Origin of the sequence: Nitrosomonas sp., from assembly GCF_043753625.1 — a bacterium.
Lineage (GTDB): Bacteria > Pseudomonadota > Gammaproteobacteria > Burkholderiales > Nitrosomonadaceae > Nitrosomonas.
The window spans coordinates 1-18,621 of sequence record NZ_JAYUWI010000057.1 but is presented as its reverse complement, the minus strand read 5'-3'; the positions used below and the strand labels follow the sequence as shown (position 1 = coordinate 18,621).

General features: G+C 47.1%; 16 protein-coding genes. 8 read left to right on the top strand and 8 right to left on the bottom strand.

Annotated elements, in window-relative coordinates; translation table 11 throughout:
- Positions 1-157: 157 nt before the first annotated feature.
- The 4 genes from ACH10T_RS05635 to ACH10T_RS05620 all read right to left on the bottom strand — a co-directional run bounded on the left by ACH10T_RS05635 (position 158) and on the right by ACH10T_RS05620 (position 5,586).
- The gene (locus ACH10T_RS05635) at positions 158-1,039 is read right to left on the bottom strand and encodes a hypothetical protein (RefSeq protein ID WP_394808340.1); all 882 of its coding nucleotides are present in this window, start codon (positions 1,037-1,039) and stop codon (positions 158-160) included.
- A 104-nt stretch (positions 1,040-1,143) separates the two neighbouring features.
- Complete coding sequence (locus tag ACH10T_RS05630; RefSeq protein ID WP_394808339.1) at positions 1,144-2,208, bottom strand: TonB-dependent receptor plug domain-containing protein; 1,065 nt, start codon at positions 2,206-2,208, stop codon at positions 1,144-1,146.
- Between the two features lie 288 nt (positions 2,209-2,496).
- Complete coding sequence (locus ACH10T_RS05625; protein ID WP_394808338.1) at positions 2,497-4,338, bottom strand: ABC transporter ATP-binding protein; 1,842 nt, start codon at positions 4,336-4,338, stop codon at positions 2,497-2,499.
- 6 nt (positions 4,339-4,344) lie between these two features.
- Positions 4,345-5,586 carry a TraB/GumN family protein gene (locus tag ACH10T_RS05620; RefSeq protein ID WP_394808337.1) on the bottom strand — a complete coding sequence of 414 codons (1,242 nt, stop codon included), beginning with the start codon at positions 5,584-5,586 and terminating at the stop codon, positions 4,345-4,347.
- Between the two features lie 1,322 nt (positions 5,587-6,908).
- On the opposite strand from ACH10T_RS05620, the gene ACH10T_RS05615 reads away from it, so the two are divergent.
- The 3 genes from ACH10T_RS05615 (at position 6,909) to ACH10T_RS05605 (ending at position 14,631) form a co-directional block, all read left to right on the top strand.
- Positions 6,909-11,936, top strand: a complete 5,028-nt coding sequence (locus ACH10T_RS05615) for a peroxidase family protein (protein ID WP_394808336.1) — start codon at positions 6,909-6,911, stop codon at positions 11,934-11,936.
- A 154-nt stretch (positions 11,937-12,090) separates the two neighbouring features.
- The gene (locus ACH10T_RS05610) at positions 12,091-13,941 is read left to right on the top strand and encodes a multicopper oxidase domain-containing protein (RefSeq protein ID WP_394808335.1); all 1,851 of its coding nucleotides are present in this window, start codon (positions 12,091-12,093) and stop codon (positions 13,939-13,941) included.
- A gap of 30 nt (positions 13,942-13,971) precedes the next feature.
- Positions 13,972-14,631 (top strand): SCO family protein, encoded by a 660-nt coding sequence (locus ACH10T_RS05605; RefSeq protein WP_394808334.1) that lies wholly within the window; start codon positions 13,972-13,974, stop codon positions 14,629-14,631.
- Between the two features lie 6 nt (positions 14,632-14,637).
- Here the strand turns inward: ACH10T_RS05605 and ACH10T_RS05600 are convergent, their stop codons facing one another.
- The gene (locus ACH10T_RS05600) at positions 14,638-14,832 is read right to left on the bottom strand and encodes a hypothetical protein (protein ID WP_394808367.1); all 195 of its coding nucleotides are present in this window, start codon (positions 14,830-14,832) and stop codon (positions 14,638-14,640) included.
- 244 nt (positions 14,833-15,076) lie between these two features.
- Between ACH10T_RS05600 and ACH10T_RS05595 the strand changes: the two genes are divergently transcribed.
- Positions 15,077-15,520, top strand: coding sequence for a hypothetical protein (locus ACH10T_RS05595; RefSeq protein WP_394808333.1), 444 nt, complete (start codon positions 15,077-15,079; stop codon positions 15,518-15,520).
- A gap of 335 nt (positions 15,521-15,855) precedes the next feature.
- Here the strand turns inward: ACH10T_RS05595 and ACH10T_RS05590 are convergent, their stop codons facing one another.
- The gene (locus ACH10T_RS05590) at positions 15,856-16,017 is read right to left on the bottom strand and encodes a hypothetical protein (protein WP_394808332.1); all 162 of its coding nucleotides are present in this window, start codon (positions 16,015-16,017) and stop codon (positions 15,856-15,858) included.
- A gap of 258 nt (positions 16,018-16,275) precedes the next feature.
- Between ACH10T_RS05590 and ACH10T_RS05585 the strand changes: the two genes are divergently transcribed.
- Positions 16,276-16,452: a transposase gene (locus ACH10T_RS05585; protein WP_394808331.1), complete on the top strand. Its 177-nt coding sequence runs from the start codon at positions 16,276-16,278 to the stop codon at positions 16,450-16,452.
- Between the two features lie 34 nt (positions 16,453-16,486).
- On the opposite strand, the gene ACH10T_RS05580 is transcribed toward ACH10T_RS05585, so the two are convergent.
- Positions 16,487-16,792 (bottom strand): hypothetical protein, encoded by a 306-nt coding sequence (locus tag ACH10T_RS05580; protein WP_394808330.1) that lies wholly within the window; start codon positions 16,790-16,792, stop codon positions 16,487-16,489.
- 23 nt (positions 16,793-16,815) lie between these two features.
- A complete protein-coding gene (locus ACH10T_RS05575) occupies positions 16,816-17,055 on the bottom strand; it encodes a HypC/HybG/HupF family hydrogenase formation chaperone (protein WP_394808329.1) in 240 nt (79 codons plus the stop codon).
- 128 nt (positions 17,056-17,183) lie between these two features.
- Here ACH10T_RS05575 and ACH10T_RS05570 point away from each other — a divergent pair, with 128 nt between their 5' ends.
- The 3 genes from ACH10T_RS05570 to ACH10T_RS05560 form a co-directional block, all read left to right on the top strand.
- Entirely contained in the window at positions 17,184-17,699 is a 516-nt protein-coding gene (locus ACH10T_RS05570) for a L,D-transpeptidase family protein (protein ID WP_394808328.1), read from the top strand.
- A gap of 277 nt (positions 17,700-17,976) precedes the next feature.
- The gene (locus tag ACH10T_RS05565) at positions 17,977-18,267 is read left to right on the top strand and encodes an Lpp/OprI family alanine-zipper lipoprotein (protein WP_394808327.1); all 291 of its coding nucleotides are present in this window, start codon (positions 17,977-17,979) and stop codon (positions 18,265-18,267) included.
- A 258-nt stretch (positions 18,268-18,525) separates the two neighbouring features.
- Positions 18,526-18,621 (top strand): DUF4372 domain-containing protein (locus ACH10T_RS05560; protein WP_394808366.1); only part of this gene is annotated, 96 nt, incomplete at its 3' end.

Below are 18,621 nucleotides of genomic sequence, written 5' to 3'. Positions count from 1 at the left end.
TTCGTGGTACCGGTGCGAGGAAAAAAGGTGAAGTAGTACAGTTTATGCATGATAAATCAGCATTCTGAACCTTTTTACAGCGCAGATGGTTCTCTTCAACAGCCTCGCCACACAGAAAGCTTTTCTTCTAAAGAAAAGCTTTCAATGCGAATGAGCTTTAACCACCCACCTTAACAAAACTACCTTCTTGGTTGATCCAGACTTCTCCTGTCAAGGCATCACTAATCGTCGTGGCGTCCGTCGCAAAGCAATCGGGCACGCTCTGACTTGTATAGGTGCCTTTTGTGAAATAATTCACCGGTGGTGTTATCACTATTCCATCAATGGGTAAAGCTCCTATTGCGTCGGTTATGGCTGCTGTAATATCGAGACAAAGATCGGAATTGACAACCAAGTTGGCAGTTCCAGCCGGCGCATTCATCGTGCAGTGTTTAACGTTTGCTGCTGCATCGACAATAGCTTGAAACGGATTGGGTAATCCTGGAATACTGGTTGATAAGCCTACTATGCTTGATGAAGTAATCGTATTGCTGCCAAGCAAGGAAATACCACTTGCAGTTGTTTGTTTCGGTACCTGACAAAGATTGGTTTTAGTTAGATCAGGGGCAGCGGCACAGTGTCCATTTGTGGTGACTGTTACGACATTGCCGCTCTGGCTATAAGTAACTCCGGTGAGGATATTTGCGGTATCGCAAGCAGCGATGCCGCCACTCCCGCCAGAATTATCGATTTCATTGATTAAACTTGCAAGCGTATTAATCACTGTCGGATTATTTCCCCAAGGGCCCCCCAGCACATAAACACTATTGTCGCTTTTGTTGACACCGGCATAAATACCAAACTCTGGATAGTACCGGTATAACCAAGGCTCGATGTTTTGCGTAGCCTGGTGGCTAGGGAAGATCGCCGGGTAAGTCTTTTCAGCCCAGTTGAGCAATTTCTCGGTATCACTTGCAGTATCGGCGAGAGCAGAATGTGTATTGCAGAGCAGAAAGAATGTGCAAGCCGAGAAAAGTAACTGTTTTATGTGCTGTTTCATATTGAAGTGCCTCGATTGATTAAATGAGTTGAATGTTTAAGTGATGGAATGTTCCATATATTTTAAGAAATTATGGAGACATTATTGCATTTTATGTATTGAATCTAGGTCAGTATCAACCGCAGATCACTCTGGGCAAATACATTTCCGGTTTGTATCTCGCGCCGTGCGGGATCGAAGGAAATCGGCAAGTTGATGCCTGTTTGATCGCCCGTCCAACGATATCCCCCTCCCCATACGATATCCGGGCTAAAAGGTATGGTTAATGGGAAACGATGTTGAAAATCCACATCAACCGTCTGGCGGGATTCCCGGAAAGACAATTCATCGCGTTTTGTATAATCGTAATAGGCTTGTAATACACTGCCGGATCGCTCGCCGGTTGTGCGATTCCAGCGAATTAATGCATTGCCGCCGGTCATATTGGCATCTTCGATGCGGGTAGTTGCCACGTCCGGTGCCAGAGGACTGACAAAAGTCGTGTTTTGACCCGCTTTGCCACCGTGATACTGGCCTTGAAACATCACAGCATTATTCGCGTTAATATCCCAATCAGCACGAAAACCGGCTGTGCCCATACGCGTGCTATCGTTTGTTCCGCCTGGGTTATAGCTGTTGTCGCGAGAAAATCTTTTGCTAAAGATACGGAAATGCAGGTTTTCTCCAATTTTGCCACCATGACGCAAGGTAGCAAACCCTCTTTCTTCTGTCCCGCCACCGAGGGTTGCCAAGCTTCCTTGAGTGTCTTTGGCGCGCTTGGTTATGATATGGATGGCGCCATTGGCCGCGTTGGCACCCCAAATAGTTCCACTGGGGCCGCGGATGACTTCGATGCGTTCAATATCCTCCAAAGGCATATCCAGCGTTTCCCAAAAGGTGCCTGCAAATAGAGGAGAGAAAACGGAGCGGCCGTCGACCATTACCAAGAGATCGTCCGCGAAACGTCCACTATCGCCGCGTGAAGTGACTGACCATTTGTTGCCATCAATGCGCGCTACGAATATGCCGGGCGCCATACGCAATAATTCAGGAATACTGTTGGCGCTGGAGCGACGGATATCCTCCTGGGAAATAACGAACACGGCGGCAGCGGTCTCATTTATGGTTTGCTGTTTGCGCGAAACGGTGGATATTTTTGTTTGCATTAGCTCTTCCAGCGGCATATCCATGAGACCCTGCTTTAACGGCACACTCGGGTTGGCGAATACAGAAATTGTGACTATATATAAAAGAAGAAACCGCAGAAACGCGCTAATTAGACGCGCTATTTGTCGACTCGAAATGGCGTTCATCAGTGTTGATCGAGGAATATGGGGGGTAATTGAATATCCGGAATTGTAAACTGGGTGTGCTACCTTGATAAATCAGAATAAACAGAAGAATATTATTCAGTTTTGGATTTTGACTGATAGTCAGTAACAGGCTGTTGAAATGCAGTCCGTGTTGCCGTTGCGGAGTTAGAAATCGGCTAAAAATCCACCCGACTGGTGATTCCATAACTGTGCGTAGAGCTGATTACTGGCGATGAGTTTGGCGTGACTGCCTTGTTCTACGATATGACCTTTGTCAAATACGATGAGCCGGTCCATCGCCGCGATGGTGGATAGGCGATGTGCGATGGCGATTACCGTTTTGCCTTCCATCAGTTGATACAGGCTTTGTTGAATGCTGGCTTCCACCTCGGAATCCAGTGCCGATGTCGCTTCATCCAATACCAGAATGGGCGCATTCTTTAATAGCACACGGGCAATGGCGATGCGTTGCCGTTGCCCGCCGGAAAGCGTGACGCCGCGCTCGCCTACATGCGCATCATAGCCGGTCCGGCCTTTGATATCCCGCAATGTCTGGATAAATTCATGCGCTTGGGCCTGTTTGGCCACTGCGATCATTTGCGCATCGTCGGCATCGGGTTTTCCGAACAGAATATTGTCACGCACCGAGCGATGTAATAACGAAGTATCCTGTGTCACCATGGCGATGCTGGCACGCAGACTATCTTGAGTGACTGTGTGAATAGCTTGTCCGTCGATGGTGATATTGCCTTGTTGCACATCGTAAAAGCGCAATAACAGGTTAACGAATGTCGATTTGCCTGCGCCTGAGCGGCCAACGATGCCGACTTTTTCGCCAGCTGCAATGTGGAGATTGAGATCATCAAAGATACGATGAGAATCGTGCTGATCGGGGTGATAGGAAAAACAGACTTGATTAAAATCAATCATGCCTTGATGAACTTGTAGTTCCTTTGCATCCGGTACATCGGTGACATGTTGGGGTTTGGATAGTGTGTTGATGCCGTCTTGTACCGTACCGATATTTTCAAACAGTGCGTTGACTTCCCACATGACCCAATGTGACATGCCGGTCAGCCGGATGGCCAAACTCATGACAATTGCAATAGCTCCTGGGCCGATGGCGCCTTGTAACCATAAATGGATACCCAGTCCCCCTGTTACGAATACCAGCAGCATGTTGATAATCCAAACCCTCGCATTGAGTTGCGTCGATAGGCGCATTTGCGGGTATACCGTGGCCATGAATTCTTCCATGCCCGCTTTGGCATAAGCGGATTCCCGCTGGCTCTGAGAAAACAGCTTGAGGGTCAGGATGTTGGAATAACTGTCGACAATACGCCCGGTCATGAGAGAGCGTGCGTCGGCTTGCAAGGTGGAGATGCGTTTTAATTGCGGGACAATATGCGACAGAATGCCGATGTATAGGAATAACCAAGCCAGTAACGGCAAACATAAGCGTGGATCTGCATGGAACACTAACAGTAACGTTGTCGTGAGGTAAACGGTTACGAAAAGTATGACATCCAGCAGTTTCATGACTGCTTCCCGCACTGACAGCGCGGTTTGCAAGACTTTGGTGGCAATCCGGCCACTGAATTCGTGCTGAAAGAATGCGTAACTTTGATTAAGTAAATATCGATGTGACAACCACCGGACACGCATAGGGAAATTACCCATGAGTGTCTGGTGGATCACTAATGAATGCAGCAGCACCAGAAGCGGAATCACTATTAAAACAAATACGGACATGGCCAATAAAGTCGGCCATTCATCTTCCAGAAAATGCGTGGTTTCTTTTTCCGCCAACCAATCGACCATTTGTCCAAGCACGCCATACAACATGGCTTCGCTGATCGCCAGGCAGGTGGTCAATAGTGCCAGTAAAATCAGATAAAACTCAATGCCACGGATATAATGGCGGCAGAATTGATACAACCCCTTGGGTGGTTCAACCGGATGTTCCGGGGGGTAAGGGTTTATCAGGCGTTCGAAGTAGTCGAACATATCTATTTAACTACTACTGAGTTGTTCAAGTATTCTAAATCCAGCTACATAAGTACCAATTGCTGAACCCAGCGTAGAAAGGATAAAGATTAGCAAGATGCGTGTTACTTGATTATTCCACCAACCTTTCAAAGTGGTTGTATCCGTTCTGAGCCGATTAAAATCACTGACCTTAGGTTTGCGTAAATACGCTTCAACGGCAGCGACGACCATGCCGGCGCCAATAGTGGGATTTAAAGAAGTCAGCGGGGCAGCCAGAAAAGCGGTCAGAATAGAAAGTGGATGAGCAAAAGCAATCGCTGCACCCAATGCGGAAAGCCCGCCGTTAATCACTATCCAGTCAACGACCATGGCGGTACCTATTTCCGGGCTGCGGGTAAAGCCGATGACGAAGCCTGACAGAATAAGCGTAACAATTATCCAAGGGATAAATTTGAGCCATTGAGAGGATGCCGGAATGGTATCGAGTTGTGCAATTCTTTCCTCTGGATTGGTAATGCTCTGAGTCTCAAGTTGTTGCACCATGCCATTCAAGTGTCCGGCACCAATCACTGCCAGGATATGCTGGTAGTCATTTTCACTGCATTCTTTGATAAGGCGCGCTGACATGTATTCGTCGCGCTCACTGATTAGTGGCCGGAATAAGTCTTTTTCATTTTCAGCAAACTGTGCAAAAGAACTTTCGAGTACGTCGCCTTCTTTGAGTTTTTCGATTTCTTCAGCACTGAATTTTTCTTTGCTGATCACACTTTCTATCAGACCGGCAAATAAAGTAAAACGCTTCCACCAGGGAACATTGCGGTAAATCCGTTTCAGTGTCGTGCCAATTTCTCGATCTATCAGCAGAACCGGTAATTTGGCGGCTTGCGCATCTTTAATTGCCACGCGCATTTCGGCGCCGGGCTCGATATTAAACTGTTCTGCCATGCGCTGCTGAAAAGCGCCTAACGCAAGACTGGCAGCGACCATACTGGCCTGGCCATTCTTGATCACTTGGAATAAATCCATTTGGGCCATGGCATCGGGGTTAACGATAACTCTATGGCGGCTCGGGCATAATTCAACAGCCACGGCATCATACTTTCCTGTGGCAATCAGTTCCTGAACTTTATCAGCACTGGCTTTTGAAACGTGCGCGGTTCCCAGCAAAGTGATGTTGCAGTTGTTTACTCGGACAGTTCTGAGCGGTTCAGTCTGTGTGTCGTGCTCACTTGCTAATTCAATCGCTTGTTCTTCTAATTTAACCATTGTTTGTTATTTCTAAGAGTCGTAGGTGTTGGCGGGTAAAGGTAATCCAAGTATTGCATAACAGAGATTATCATGGCGATAATTCAAACAAAATTCATTTTCTTTCAGCCGCACAAAAGGTGAATGTGTTTAGGCGAACCGCCGAGCTGTATTCAATGATTGGTTGAGTAAGCATCTGGTTGGCGGTCAAGGTCGTAATGCCAAGCATCAAATGACACATGACCTTAGCATGGGAACGTACACCACCAAATTTATCCCTCAAATGTTAATCAACGGAATCTACCCGAGTTGCCGATTCATGTTGTGAATCTGCAGTACATCATAGGCGAAATCCATAACATTATACAGATTGGTTCCGCGCTCACTGTGCAACTTGGTTAGGGGAATGGCGATTCGGCTGCCACGAGTGCGTACCGAGACCGCCGCAAATATTGAAAGAATTAGAATTCTGTCCCGCTACACCAAAGTGTAATTTTTAGACTATCGAACCAACTGGATAACCCTCGCTGTTCAATATAAATCAGAGGATTGGTGCGCTCTTTGCCTTGTTTGGAGCGTCCATTTTTGGCGGCCATTCTCTGTGCAGGCTCCTTTTTAGCAGTTTTTCTCACAGTTGAATCGCGGGAATTCTGCGCGAGAACTCGGTGTATAATAGCCAGTTTTTATGGCAGAAGATAAGTGAATTGGCGCTCAGTACATAAGAATATTCTTATGTAAACAAGGACATTACTAGGATATGTGTCCTAGTAAAATGACTCCATTTGTCCCTTACTTAACAGGTGCTTACTGAAGTAATCTACTAATGCCAAAAAGAAGAAGAGTAGTTAAGGATTTCAGAACAATAAGAAACAGGTATCTAGGCCTTTAAGAATAAAAACAATTTGTATTATTTAGGTTACAAGTAGTAAGTGGCTTGGTTGTTCTGAATTTCTCCGGTTGATTCATCAGTTTTTCGTTTGAAACTGTTTGTGTTGCCCTTTTTCCCAATGGCTAATAGGCCTGTCTCTAGAGTATCAGTGATGCTTATCTGACCGTGTAGCATTTTATCCGGTTGATAGGAAGTAATAACGTTGCCCAAGTGTAAAGGCCGCACAGCGTATTAAAGTGCGCCGTTCCCAGCAGAGAGGAGTTAAGCCCGGAAGTGGTAAGTGATTAAAGAGAGTGTCGTCTAATAGATTTATTGTAGTGAGTCTACGCACTGTAGAAAGTGCATAGCTTAGAATTGAAAATTGGGATCAAATAAAATACTTTTATTTCAAAAGGATGCATATTAGAACTGCGATATATCCTTCTGGAAATATAATTTAAGTGAGGAAAATAAAATGGCAAATTTCAGCAGAACTGATCTAGATTTTCTATTTCAGCAAATTCTTATCGCCGAGGGCGATTCCGCAGCGCAGCAAGGAGGCACACTCGATGTATTGCCGACCCTTGTCAGTAGTCCTTTGCTGCCGGAAGGTTTACGTAACGTTAATGGATCGTATAATAATTTATTTCCGGGACAAAGCTTGTATGGAGCAGCCGATCAGCTTTTCCCGCGTTTATTGACCCCCAATTTTCTACCTGCTGGACCAGTTACATTCGATTTGGATGGACCGGGCCCCCTAACTGTGGGCGATCCTACGTCTTACTTGCAGACAAGCGGTTTTGTATTCGACTCAAAGCCTCGTACGGTGAGTAACCTGATCGTTGATCAGACCGACGATAATCCGGCTGCAGTAGCCGCTGCAGCTCAAACCAATGGATCAGTTTCTAATGTGGATGGGAAGGGCACCTTCTTCATCCCGAATGCAACCCCCGATGTGGGGCTGTCTGCTCCTTACAATTCATGGTTTACGTTGTTTGGACAGTTCTTCGATCACGGGCTGGATCTGGTGAACAAGGGCCAGAGCGGTACGGTATTCATACCACTGGAGGCTGATGATCCGCTGATTCCCGGGCCAGACGGCATCCTCGGCGATGACCCCCTGACATTTATTGACGAGAGCCTGGATGATAGTCCCGGCGCAGAGGCCTTTTTCGGTGATGATCTCGGTACAGTCGGTTTTGACGAGAGTCTTGATGATAGTTCCGGCGCAGAAGCCTTTTTCGGCGACGATCCCGCTACCTTTATTAATGAGGGTCTCGATGACTTGCCATCGAATCTACGGTTCATGGCGGTGACACGGGCGACCAATGGCCCAGGTCTAGATGGGATAATGGGAACTACCGATGATGACCGCAATCACGTCAATCAAACTACCCCTTTTGTCGATCAGAATCAGACCTATACTTCGCATCCTTCTCACCAGGTCTTCCTGCGTGAATATGAAACCAACCTGACAACGGGTCAAACGGTTGCAACCGGCAAGTTGCTGGAAGGTAGTGCTACGGGTGACGGACTGGCTACCTGGGCGGACATCAAGGCACAGGCGCATAGCATGCTCGGTATCAACTTGACCGATACCGATTTGACTAATTTGCCGCTGCTCGCGACCGACACTTATGGCAAATTTATTCCAGGTGCTAATGGTTTTGCACAAATCGTGACAGCCAGCGGTCTGGTCGAAGGCAATCCGTTAGAGAACAGCGGACTGGGTATCGATGTTCCGATTGATGTCGTTCGCACTGGCCATGCCTTCTTGGATGATATCGCCCACACAGCAGCGCCTCGTAATTCTAATGGAACCATGAAATTTGCTGACGATGACAGTGCCATTGGACTGTCAGATTCCACGTTGACCACAAATATTTATGATGATGAGTTGCTCGATGCACACTTCATTACCGGCGATGGCCGTGGTAACGAAAATATCGGTCTGACCACGGTGCACACAGTGTTTCATGCTGAGCACAATCGCTCTGTCGAATTTGTCAAAGTCATGATTGACGATGCGATCACCGCTGGGGATACTGCACTGATTACACAATGGAAGCTGCCGGATGGTTCATGGAACGGTGAACGCTTATTCCAAGCAGCTCGCTTTGCCACTGAAATGCAATATCAGCACTTAGTGTTCGAAGAGTTTGCGCGCAAAGTGCAGCCAAATGTAGATGCCTTTATCGGCTATGACAGTTCGATCAATCCTGCCATCATGGCCGAGTTTGCCCACGTGGTTTATCGCTTCGGTCATTCAATGCTGACAGAAACAGTAGCTAGAACCAATGCGGATGGCTCAGCCAATGACATCGGTTTGATTGAAGCATTTCTGAATCCGGTGGCATTCCGAGGTGAAGGCATTGATGCCTATAACAACAATACCGAAGCTGCTGCTGCAGTGGTGAACGGTATGACGGCACAAGTCGGCAACGAGCTTGACGAGTTTGTCACGGGAGCCTTGCGCAATAATCTAGTGGGCTTGCCACTGGATCTGGCTGCGATCAACATCGCCCGTGGCCGGGATACTGGCATCCCTGGATTGAATGATGCGCGCCGCATGTTCTACGAAGATACCGGGCAAAACAGTGCATTACAGCCTTATGAGAGCTGGGCCGACTTTGGGGCGAACATCAGGCATCCCGAGTCGCTGACCAATTTTGTTGCAGCCTACGGCACACATCCTAGTATCCTTGCCGCAACAACGCTGGCTGATAAGCGCGCAGCAGCAGAATTACTGGTAAACGGTGGGTTGGGAGCATCTGCCGATCGCGATGATTTTATGAACAGTACCGGCGATTGGGCGAACACGCTGTTGGGAGAGGTTATTACCGGGCTGGACGATGTCGACTTCTGGATTGGCGGCTTGGCTGAGAATCAAGCGCCGTTTGGCGGATTATTAGGTTCTACCTTCAACTTTGTGTTCGAAACACAGATGGAGAGCTTGCAAGACGCTGATCGCCTCTACTATCTATCCCGTACAGCTGGGCTCGATTTCCTTACCGAACTGGAAGCGAATTCGTTTTCCGAGCTGATCATGCTTAATTTACCGGATGTTAAGCATTTGCCTTTTGACAGCTTTTCGACACCGACGCATACTTTTGAGATGAGTGCTCAGAATCCGGGTGGTCCGATCATCGACGATACAGCTACGCCTTACAATGAAACAGCGCTGCTCATCCGTGACACTTCAATCGGTGCCAATACGGTGCGTTATAACGGCGAAGACCACATTGTGATGGGTGGCACCGGAGGTGTCGACAGAATGCGTGCCGGTGCCGGTGACGATACGCTGTGGGGTGATGGCGGCAATGATCGTCTGGAGGGAGGAGCTGGCAATGATTCGCTGAATGGTGGTGCTGGTAATGACATCATTAGCGATTCCTTTGGCGATGACAACATTAAAGGTGGTGACGGTCACGACACGATCAACGGCGGCCCGGGTCTCAACCTGATTCTTGCCGGTGCGGGCAGTGATTTTGTGACTACTGGCAACGATTCCTCAGAAGTGTTTGCGGGTGCAGGTAACGACTTCATCTTCGGCAATAATGCCAATTTAGCCATGCTGGGGAACGCCGGTAACGACTGGATTCAGAATGGTGCCGGCGGTGCTACAGGTGATAATGCCGACCCCTTGGGGAATGACTCCATCCGCGGGAATGATGTTTTTTACGGGGGCAATAATATTGATGATTTCACCGGTGAAGGCGGTGATGACATCATGAGCGGATTGGGTGGACAGAACAGAAGCGACGGGGACAGCGGATTTGATTGGACCATTAGCGATGGCCGTACCACTGCTAACGATATCGATTTGGCAAGGCTTGTTTTGCCGGGTCCTTTCGTACCGATTGTGGATCGTTATAATTTTGTCGAAGCGGCATCGGGATGGAATTTCAACGACATCATTCGTGGCGACGACAAAACTTTCCTTGAATTGGAATTGATTGACCCGATTACAGGGCAGAACAACGCGCTGGATGATGCTAATGGCATTGGTCAAGTAGGCCACAGTGCCGCCGCCAGAATTGCCCAGATCACTGGGCTACAGGCTTTGCTGGGTGGCGCTAACGCATTCAGCTCCGGTAATATTTTGTTGGGCGGTGGCGGCAGTGATACTTTCGAAGGTCGGGCTGGCGATGATATTCTGGACGGCGATGCTTGGCTGGATATTCGGATTAAAGCCGACAATGGGGTCAGCACACCGGTATTCTACGAAAACATGACCAGCGCGCTGAGGACTGCGATGCAGAATGGCGTCTATTCCCCGGATCAGCTCAGTATCGTCCGTGAAATTAAGACCACAGCCAGTGTGGGTGACGTCGCCCTGTATCAAGGCAACTGGGTCGATTATATGGTTACGAGCAGTAGCGCTGGCGGTCCTAGCGGTACGGTGTTTATCGATCACGTTAACCCTAATCCTGGTGGTGGTGCGGGGGGCGACGATGGCAGCGATACGCTGCGTAACATCGAACGTTTGCAGTTTTTGGACAGGTCTGCGTTTCTCGGAACCCCCGGTGTCGATAGTTTAGTGGGTACAGCCGCAGTCGATACACTCTACGGTTTTGCTGGCGACGACACGTTGAATGGCGCAGGGGGTGCGGATAACCTGCTGGGAGGCACCGGTAACGACACCTATGTGGTGAATAATGCTGTCACGATTTCTGAACTGGCCAGCGGCGGTACCGCCGACAAGGTGGAAAGTACCATCACAATTACATTGGCGAACAACGTGGAGAATCTCACCCTCCTGGGTGCTGCACTGAATGGTACCGGCAATGTTGGCAACAATATTATCACTGGTAATGGTAACAACAACAGGCTCAGTGGTCTGGCCGGTAACGATACGCTGAACGGTCTGGGGGGTGTGGATACACTGATCGGGGGCACGGGTAACGACACGTATGTGGTGGATACTACTACCGATATTATTACCGAAGCTGCTGCGGGCGGAGGTACCGACACGGTGGAGAGTTCAGTGACATTCTCGTTACTTGCCAACGTGGAGAGACTTAGCCTCACCGGCGCGGATGCTATTAATGGCACCGGTAATTCGCAAATCAATGTACTGACGGGTAACAGTAACAACAATATCCTGTCAGGTTTGGACGCTGCGGACACACTAAATGGCGGTGATGGGGATGATATATTGATCGGTGGATTAGGGCCCGATAATTTAACGGGAGGCAACGGCGCCGATACGTTTACTTACAACATTAACAGCGAATCAACTTCCGGGGTTCGAGACACCATTACCGATTTCTTAAGCGGAACCGACAAAATCAATCTGAATGCCATTGATGCTAACACTGGTGCTGCTGGAAATCAGGATTTTGTCTTTATCGGCAATGGCGCTTTCAGTGGCTCAGCGCAGGTGCGTTACGATTCTGCGACGGGTATATTTCAGGCCAACGTGAATGCGACTCTTGCAGCTGACTTTGAGATCCAATTAACGGCAGCTCCGGCACTTGTCGTGACGGATATTATTTTATAAAACGACCAGGAATACTGACTTCTATCTAATTGATTGTGAGTGATAGGGGTCAGTAGTAAGCATTGGAAGGATTATCCATAAGAATCAATCACGCGATGACTGCATGTTATCAGTGATTATCATCTAGAAATAAGTAGTTATAGAGGAGAATATCATGAAGGACAATGAGCGCGATGTGAGCCAAGATAGCCTATCTGATGGCCCACCCAGCGGATCGAGACGCACATTCTTTAAAACAGCGGGCGCTGCGGTTATTGCGGCACCGGTAATGTTAACTTCCAGTAAAAGTGAAGCACAAGTCGTGCCGCCGCCGATAGGGCCGAGCCCAGCGACCACGCCTTGGGCAGAATCTTTACCGAATGCGTTTGATCTCATGCAAAAGGCAGATCTTTTTACAGATCCGAATCGGATACCGCAGGGAGAAGCGAATGACTATTACGACGAATGCGGACGCAATAATCACCAACGTTGGAATGAATTTTTTTACGGTCCGGTTCTGAACAATGATCCGGACGCGGGACCGGTCGACCAAGTAGATCTGTATGAATTGAAGGTCAAAGAGGTTAGTCACGTATTCCATCCAGACTATCCTGCGCAGCCGGTCTGGAACTACGTAGGCAAGAATATAATTGGTCAGGATTATTATAATCCGACATTTGTGGCGCGCTACGGGCGTCCAGTCATTGTGCGTTTACATAATGAATTGCCACAAAATCATGTCGGCTTCGGCACGCCTGAGATCAGTATGCATTTGCACAATTTGCATACGCCGTCTGAGAGCGATGGTTTTCCCGGTGATTATTTCAGCCCGGTCAAGGCCGGCCCTACTCTTAACAAACCGGGAAAATTCAAGGATCAGTTCTACCCCAATATCTATGCCGGTTTCGATGAGTTTCCTAAAGGCCCCGGCAACCCTGTCGGCGGAGACAGCCGTGAAGCGCTGGGAACGTTGTGGTACCACGACCATACCCTGGATTTCACTGCCGCCAATGCGAGTCGTGGTCTGGCAGGTTTCTACTTGTTGTTCGACGCCCTCGATACAGGCAACGAAAATGATCCAAGTCCGGCTTTAAAGTTGCCGAGCTATCCCTACGACTATCCGCTTGCTTTTCAGGACAAGCGTTTCGACGCATCGGGTGTCCAGATATTCGATCAAATTGATCCGGAAGGTACATTTGGCGACAAGATTACGGTGAATGGCAAGATCGAACCGCTACTGAATGTCGCCAGACGTAAGTATCGCTTGCGGCTGCTCAATGCGGGTCCGTCCCGCTTTTACGAGTTTTATCTGGTGAACGCCGCAGGCGTCGTGCAGACGTTTGATTATATTTCCAATGACGGCAATCTCTTGCCTGCGCCGTTGCGCAATCAAACCCGAGTCAGATTGGGCGTAGCTGAGCGTGGTGACATCGTGGTGGATTTCTCCCGCTATCCGCTAAACACGGAGCTGTATCTTGTCAATCGGCTGGTACAAACGACCACACGTGGACCCGGTGCTGTTGTAGCCCCCGGTGAGCGCGTGCTCAAGATGGTTGTCAATCGTGCTGCGGTAGATAACAGCCTCGTACCGAATACCTTACGCCCGATCCGCAGACCCACTGCGGATGAAATCGCTGAGGCACCGGTCAGAGCGTGGAGTTTTAATCGCACGAATGGCTTGTGGACTATCAATGGTAAGTTAGTCAACGTCAAATCTGCCGGGGCTCACATTGAGGCGAGCAGCGCAGAAATATGGGATTTGAGCAATCCAAACGGCGGTTGGTCTCATCCGATTCATATCCACTTCGAAGAAGGGCATATTCTTCAACGATTCAGGAATGGTGTTCAAGTGGCCGTACCTCCCCACGAGAGAGGCCGTAAGGATGTCTACGTGCTAGGGCCAAACGAACGCATCAGACTATTCATGCGTTTCCGGGATTTTCCAGGAAAATATGTGATGCATTGCCATAATATGATCCACGAAGACCATGCCATGATGGTACGTTGGGATATCGAGCCACAATAGGAACATACCATGAACAAAGAGGAAACTATCATGAATACACGCAGAGAAATTTTAGCTGGCATGGGGGTCGCCGCATTGGGACTAATCGGTCTGAATGCCGCTTGGCAAGGGCTTAGCGGCAAAATGCCGAGCACCCCTGCTAATTGGGACAATCGGGATACATTGAGCAGCACGCCGTTTCCAAACGTAACGCTCTATACGCATGAGGGAGAAACGGTCAGATTTTACGACGACTTGATTCGCGATAAAGTGGTCGCCATCAATATGATGTATGCCCAATGTGCTGGCATTTGTCCGTTGGCGACGGCCAATCTGCTCCAGGTGCAAAACATGCTGGGAGAACGTGCGGGGCGCGATGTCTTTATGTACTCAATCACCTTGCAGCCGGAACAGGATACTCCCAAAGGCCTCAAACAGTATGCCGATCGCTATGGCATCAAAGCTAACTGGAAGTTTCTGACCGGTGCGCCGGAAGATATCGAATTACTTCGCTTCCGACTGGGTTTTTTTGATCGCGAAATTGATCTTGATAAAGTGAAAGAGAATCACACTGGCATGGTACGCATAGGTAACGATGCACTGAAACGATGGAGTATGGCACCTGCTCTGGCTGAGCCGCACCAAATTATGGCCACCATCAATCATCTTGATCCAAAAGCTATTCATACTTATGAGGAGCAGCCTACCTAGTACCAACTATCTCGCATAACAGAGCATACTCATACCCAAACTGTTACTGCGAAAATAGTTACCTTGCAGATTAAAACCACTGGAATGCAGTTTGGTTCCAGTGGTTTTCTTGGTAAAGGTGTTGTGATCCCATGCCGGATCATCTGCGTCCAATCTGACAAACCAGCGGGACAACAGGTTGTATCCAATATGCTTGGTCAGTTGCCGCTTTCACTGGGGCGGACTTCCTGTGTATAAATATCATCAAATCACCGATCCATCTTTGAGTATGGCATCCACCAATACCTTCAAAGATCACAGTGCATGATTGTCAGGAATTCGTTTCTTTAGTCAATTTTATGATGTGGGACTGAAAGTACTAATATCGGTGTACAATTAATTCACGAAAATAGGTGTGTGGAAACGTTGCGTGTCAGTGTAAAAACCCAAGAAGGAAGTTGGTGTTATGAAAAGATCAATTGCTACTGTTTTTCTTGCCGCCGTAATTTTACTATCGGGTTGCGCGGCATCATCAGAGAATAATCATGTGCCTTACATTTCCCCAGGGCAATTTCAAACTTATAATTGCAATGAGTTATTGGCTGAGATTGAACGAATTCAAACCAGAGTCAGTCAATTAACAGGCAAAATGGATGACAAAAATCCGACCAAAGACAAATGGGTGCTCGGTGCGGATTTATCGCTATCATGGGCGGCATTATTTGCATTGGGGGGAACCAAAGAACAAGAAGCTGAGTATGAGCAACTAAAAAATGAGTATGATGCGATACAACAATGGGCAATTATCAAACAATGCCCGGGTGTAATTCCACCAGCCGAGAAACCTCCTGAATTTGATCCAAACCTGGTAAAAACATTCAAGCGGGATACAGTGGCAGAGCAGCGGTAATGAAGCGATGTGCGAAATGGTAGTGCAGCATGGTCATTGGGGTCAAAACCCTGGAGATTAAGTTGCATGTGACGGAGTTCTTCGTCTCGATAACTTTTCAAGGATTCTTGCTGTTCGTTTATTTGACGTGTTTTTGCACTTTTCTCTGAAGTAGTGCGAGAGAATCAGAGTTGATTACGATTGTTTCAGAGATGTGTGTTATTTTTTCTTGAAATCTATTGAGCTCAAAGTGATCTCCACTAATCCGATAACGTGTCTCCAAAGCACCGATTGGTAAACGACACTGTGTCAATGATAAGGGTCTTTACCAGATCATTCGTAGCGTTAATATTGCGCTAGAATTCATCGGTGGAACTGATAGCCTGCTCAATGTGGTTTATAGGTGTATACCATTGCACCATAAAATCAGAGCCACCCATTACCACGATGGCTCGAATAGTGCGCTTAGTCGCTTTCAGGTATGCTTCCCGCAAATGCTTACATTGTTTGGTATCCATAGGCACCATTAATAAAAAGCAAAGTGCAGGTAATCGATAGCATCTTTCTGTTCAATCCAGACTGCATTATCCATTATCGCCCGGTAAATGCATTATTTCGTTTAAGACTTTTGTGCAGCTTAAATTTGTCAGCACAATGAGACTCTAAAATAGAGGCAGTTAAAAGTTTGATGCTTTGTTGATGTTCAAAGCGATCCTGTTGGGTCAGTGGCATAGTTTATCGGACGCCGCATTGAAGCAAACGCTGCATGTGCTGCATTGATCTTCTACAATTTTGGTTTGTCCTTGTCGGAGGAGATACCGGACGAAACTACTCTGTGCCGGTTTCGTAACCGGCTAGACGATCTACTTGCCTTAATTAATGAACAGCCTCCATCACACGGAATGATGATCAAGAATGCAACGGGAGCGGTGATTGATATACACCACGAGTAATACATCGGCATTTGTACTTTTGCTTTCAACAAGCTCATGCCGCTTGCGGTAGGTATACGTAATCGCCGTAACTGCAGAGTATCAGTCCAAGTGTTTGTGCTAGTCGGATAGCATTTTCTACACGGCCAATTGGTAAAACACACACTGGACAACCAGGACCATGAATCATATGTACATTGTCAGGAAGCAGATCAATAATGCCGAAACGTGAAATGGCATGAGTATGACCGCCGTAAAATTCCATAAAATGATAATCGCGTTGCGGATTTACTTCGGATGCGATTTTGGCAGCGATTTTCTGCGCCAAAGCACCGGTACGAAATTCATCAATATATTTCATGACAGATCATTTGCTCGCCGTCATTAGATGTTTTCTTGGTCAAGAGCAGATATTTCTGAAAACATCGCCAGTGTGCGTTCTGCTTCCGTCGGATCCGGTTTCTGTAGCGCGAAACCAACGTGTACGATGACATAACCCCCAAGGATAGCATCCTTAACCAATGTCAACGAAATTTCCTTGCGTATATCACCAAGATTGATGATTGCATAATTTTTATTAGCCAATTGTTCAACACAAGCTGGAATAGCAAGGCACATAAGCATTTTATGTAAGTTTCTAGATGCTTAAATTATGACATAATTAACTATCGTAATTATTAATTGTCTAGAAAGTGATCAAACAAAATTCTTTAATTCTTTATTTAGTGATCTTACTATTTGGATTGCTGAGCTTGTCGGTAATACCGAATTCTGTTTGGGCAGATAATGGAATATGGATTGATGTAGATACGTCTGCACATACTCTGTCGGTGATGCAAGGCGATACCATTCAAACGGTATTTAAGAATGTAGCTATTGGACGCTATGGTACAACTTGGTCCAAAATGACAAAAGACGACAAAACCCCGCTGGGGAGATTCAGAGTGGGTTGGGTCAATGAAAGAAGCCGTTATTATCGTTTTTTTGGGCTGAATTATCCAAATCTCGATACAGCAAAACGTGCGCTGGATGAAAATAGGATCAATGAAGAAACCTGGTTGTCGATATTGGAAGCAAAAAGTATGGGAAAGACACCGCCTCAGAATACACCGTTAGGAGGTCACATAGGCATACATGGAATCGGGAGGGGGGATCGGGAGATTCATCATGAATACAACTGGACTAATGGCTGTATCGCACTAACGAACGAACAGATTGATCAGCTGGGTAAATGGATCAGGCCCGGTATATTGGTGAATATTCGCTAAGCCGCAGATAATCAACAGCTGTATTGAGATATGAGCTGTTTGTTGTTAATTACTTGAATTGAATTTTCAGACTAAATACGTCATTTTATTAGTTACTTAACGGATTTTTTGTTGTTTTTATGACTGAGTGAGACGTAAATTTGTCATACAATCCATTTATTTTGCAGAAAAAATCAGATAAGATCCCTGTGCGTTGCTGATATTCAGGTATCAGTGGCTAGTAAAGTGGCGGATGATTGTGCGTTTTGAATAGATAAACTACTGAGGAGATATCGGAATGAGAGAGAAAATCCAGCATCCAGTTCGTGTGTTAACGCTGGCAGTGATAGCAGGTGCTTTTATTGGGTTAACGGGCTGTGCAACCACAGGTCAATTAGAAGAACATCAAAATAAAGTTAGTGCAGATATAGCTGCAGCTAAAGCCGATGCAGCTGCCGCTAAAGCAGCAGCAGATGCTGCTAACGCCAAAGCAAATGATGCTGTACGTATTGCAGAGGAAGCAAACAGACGTTCAATGGATACGGAATCAAAAATTGATCGCATGTTTAAAAAAGCTATGCATAAGTAATAACGATGTAAGTGATGTAGTGTTGTATTCATAAAAAACCCCTCTATTGAGGGGTTTTTTATGAATACCTCTTCTTCTCTCTCTAGAGAGTTAGTTGTTATTTTGAGTCAATAGTGTCCGGTTAAATTAGCTACTGAAACGATAGAGCCAAGTGCTGAAGCGGCTCTCCGAGAAAATATTTTGGTGCCGATTTGAAATCATATTTTTCAAATTCAGGTTCGAGTAATCTCCAGAAGTTGAACCTTCTGGAGATAGTCTATGAACTTTGGAAAAACGCTGTTCGCACAACTCATGGAGTTTGTGCCATGGACGAGCTTCGCGAGAATCGTGGCTCGTCATGGCGGCGATTCGGGC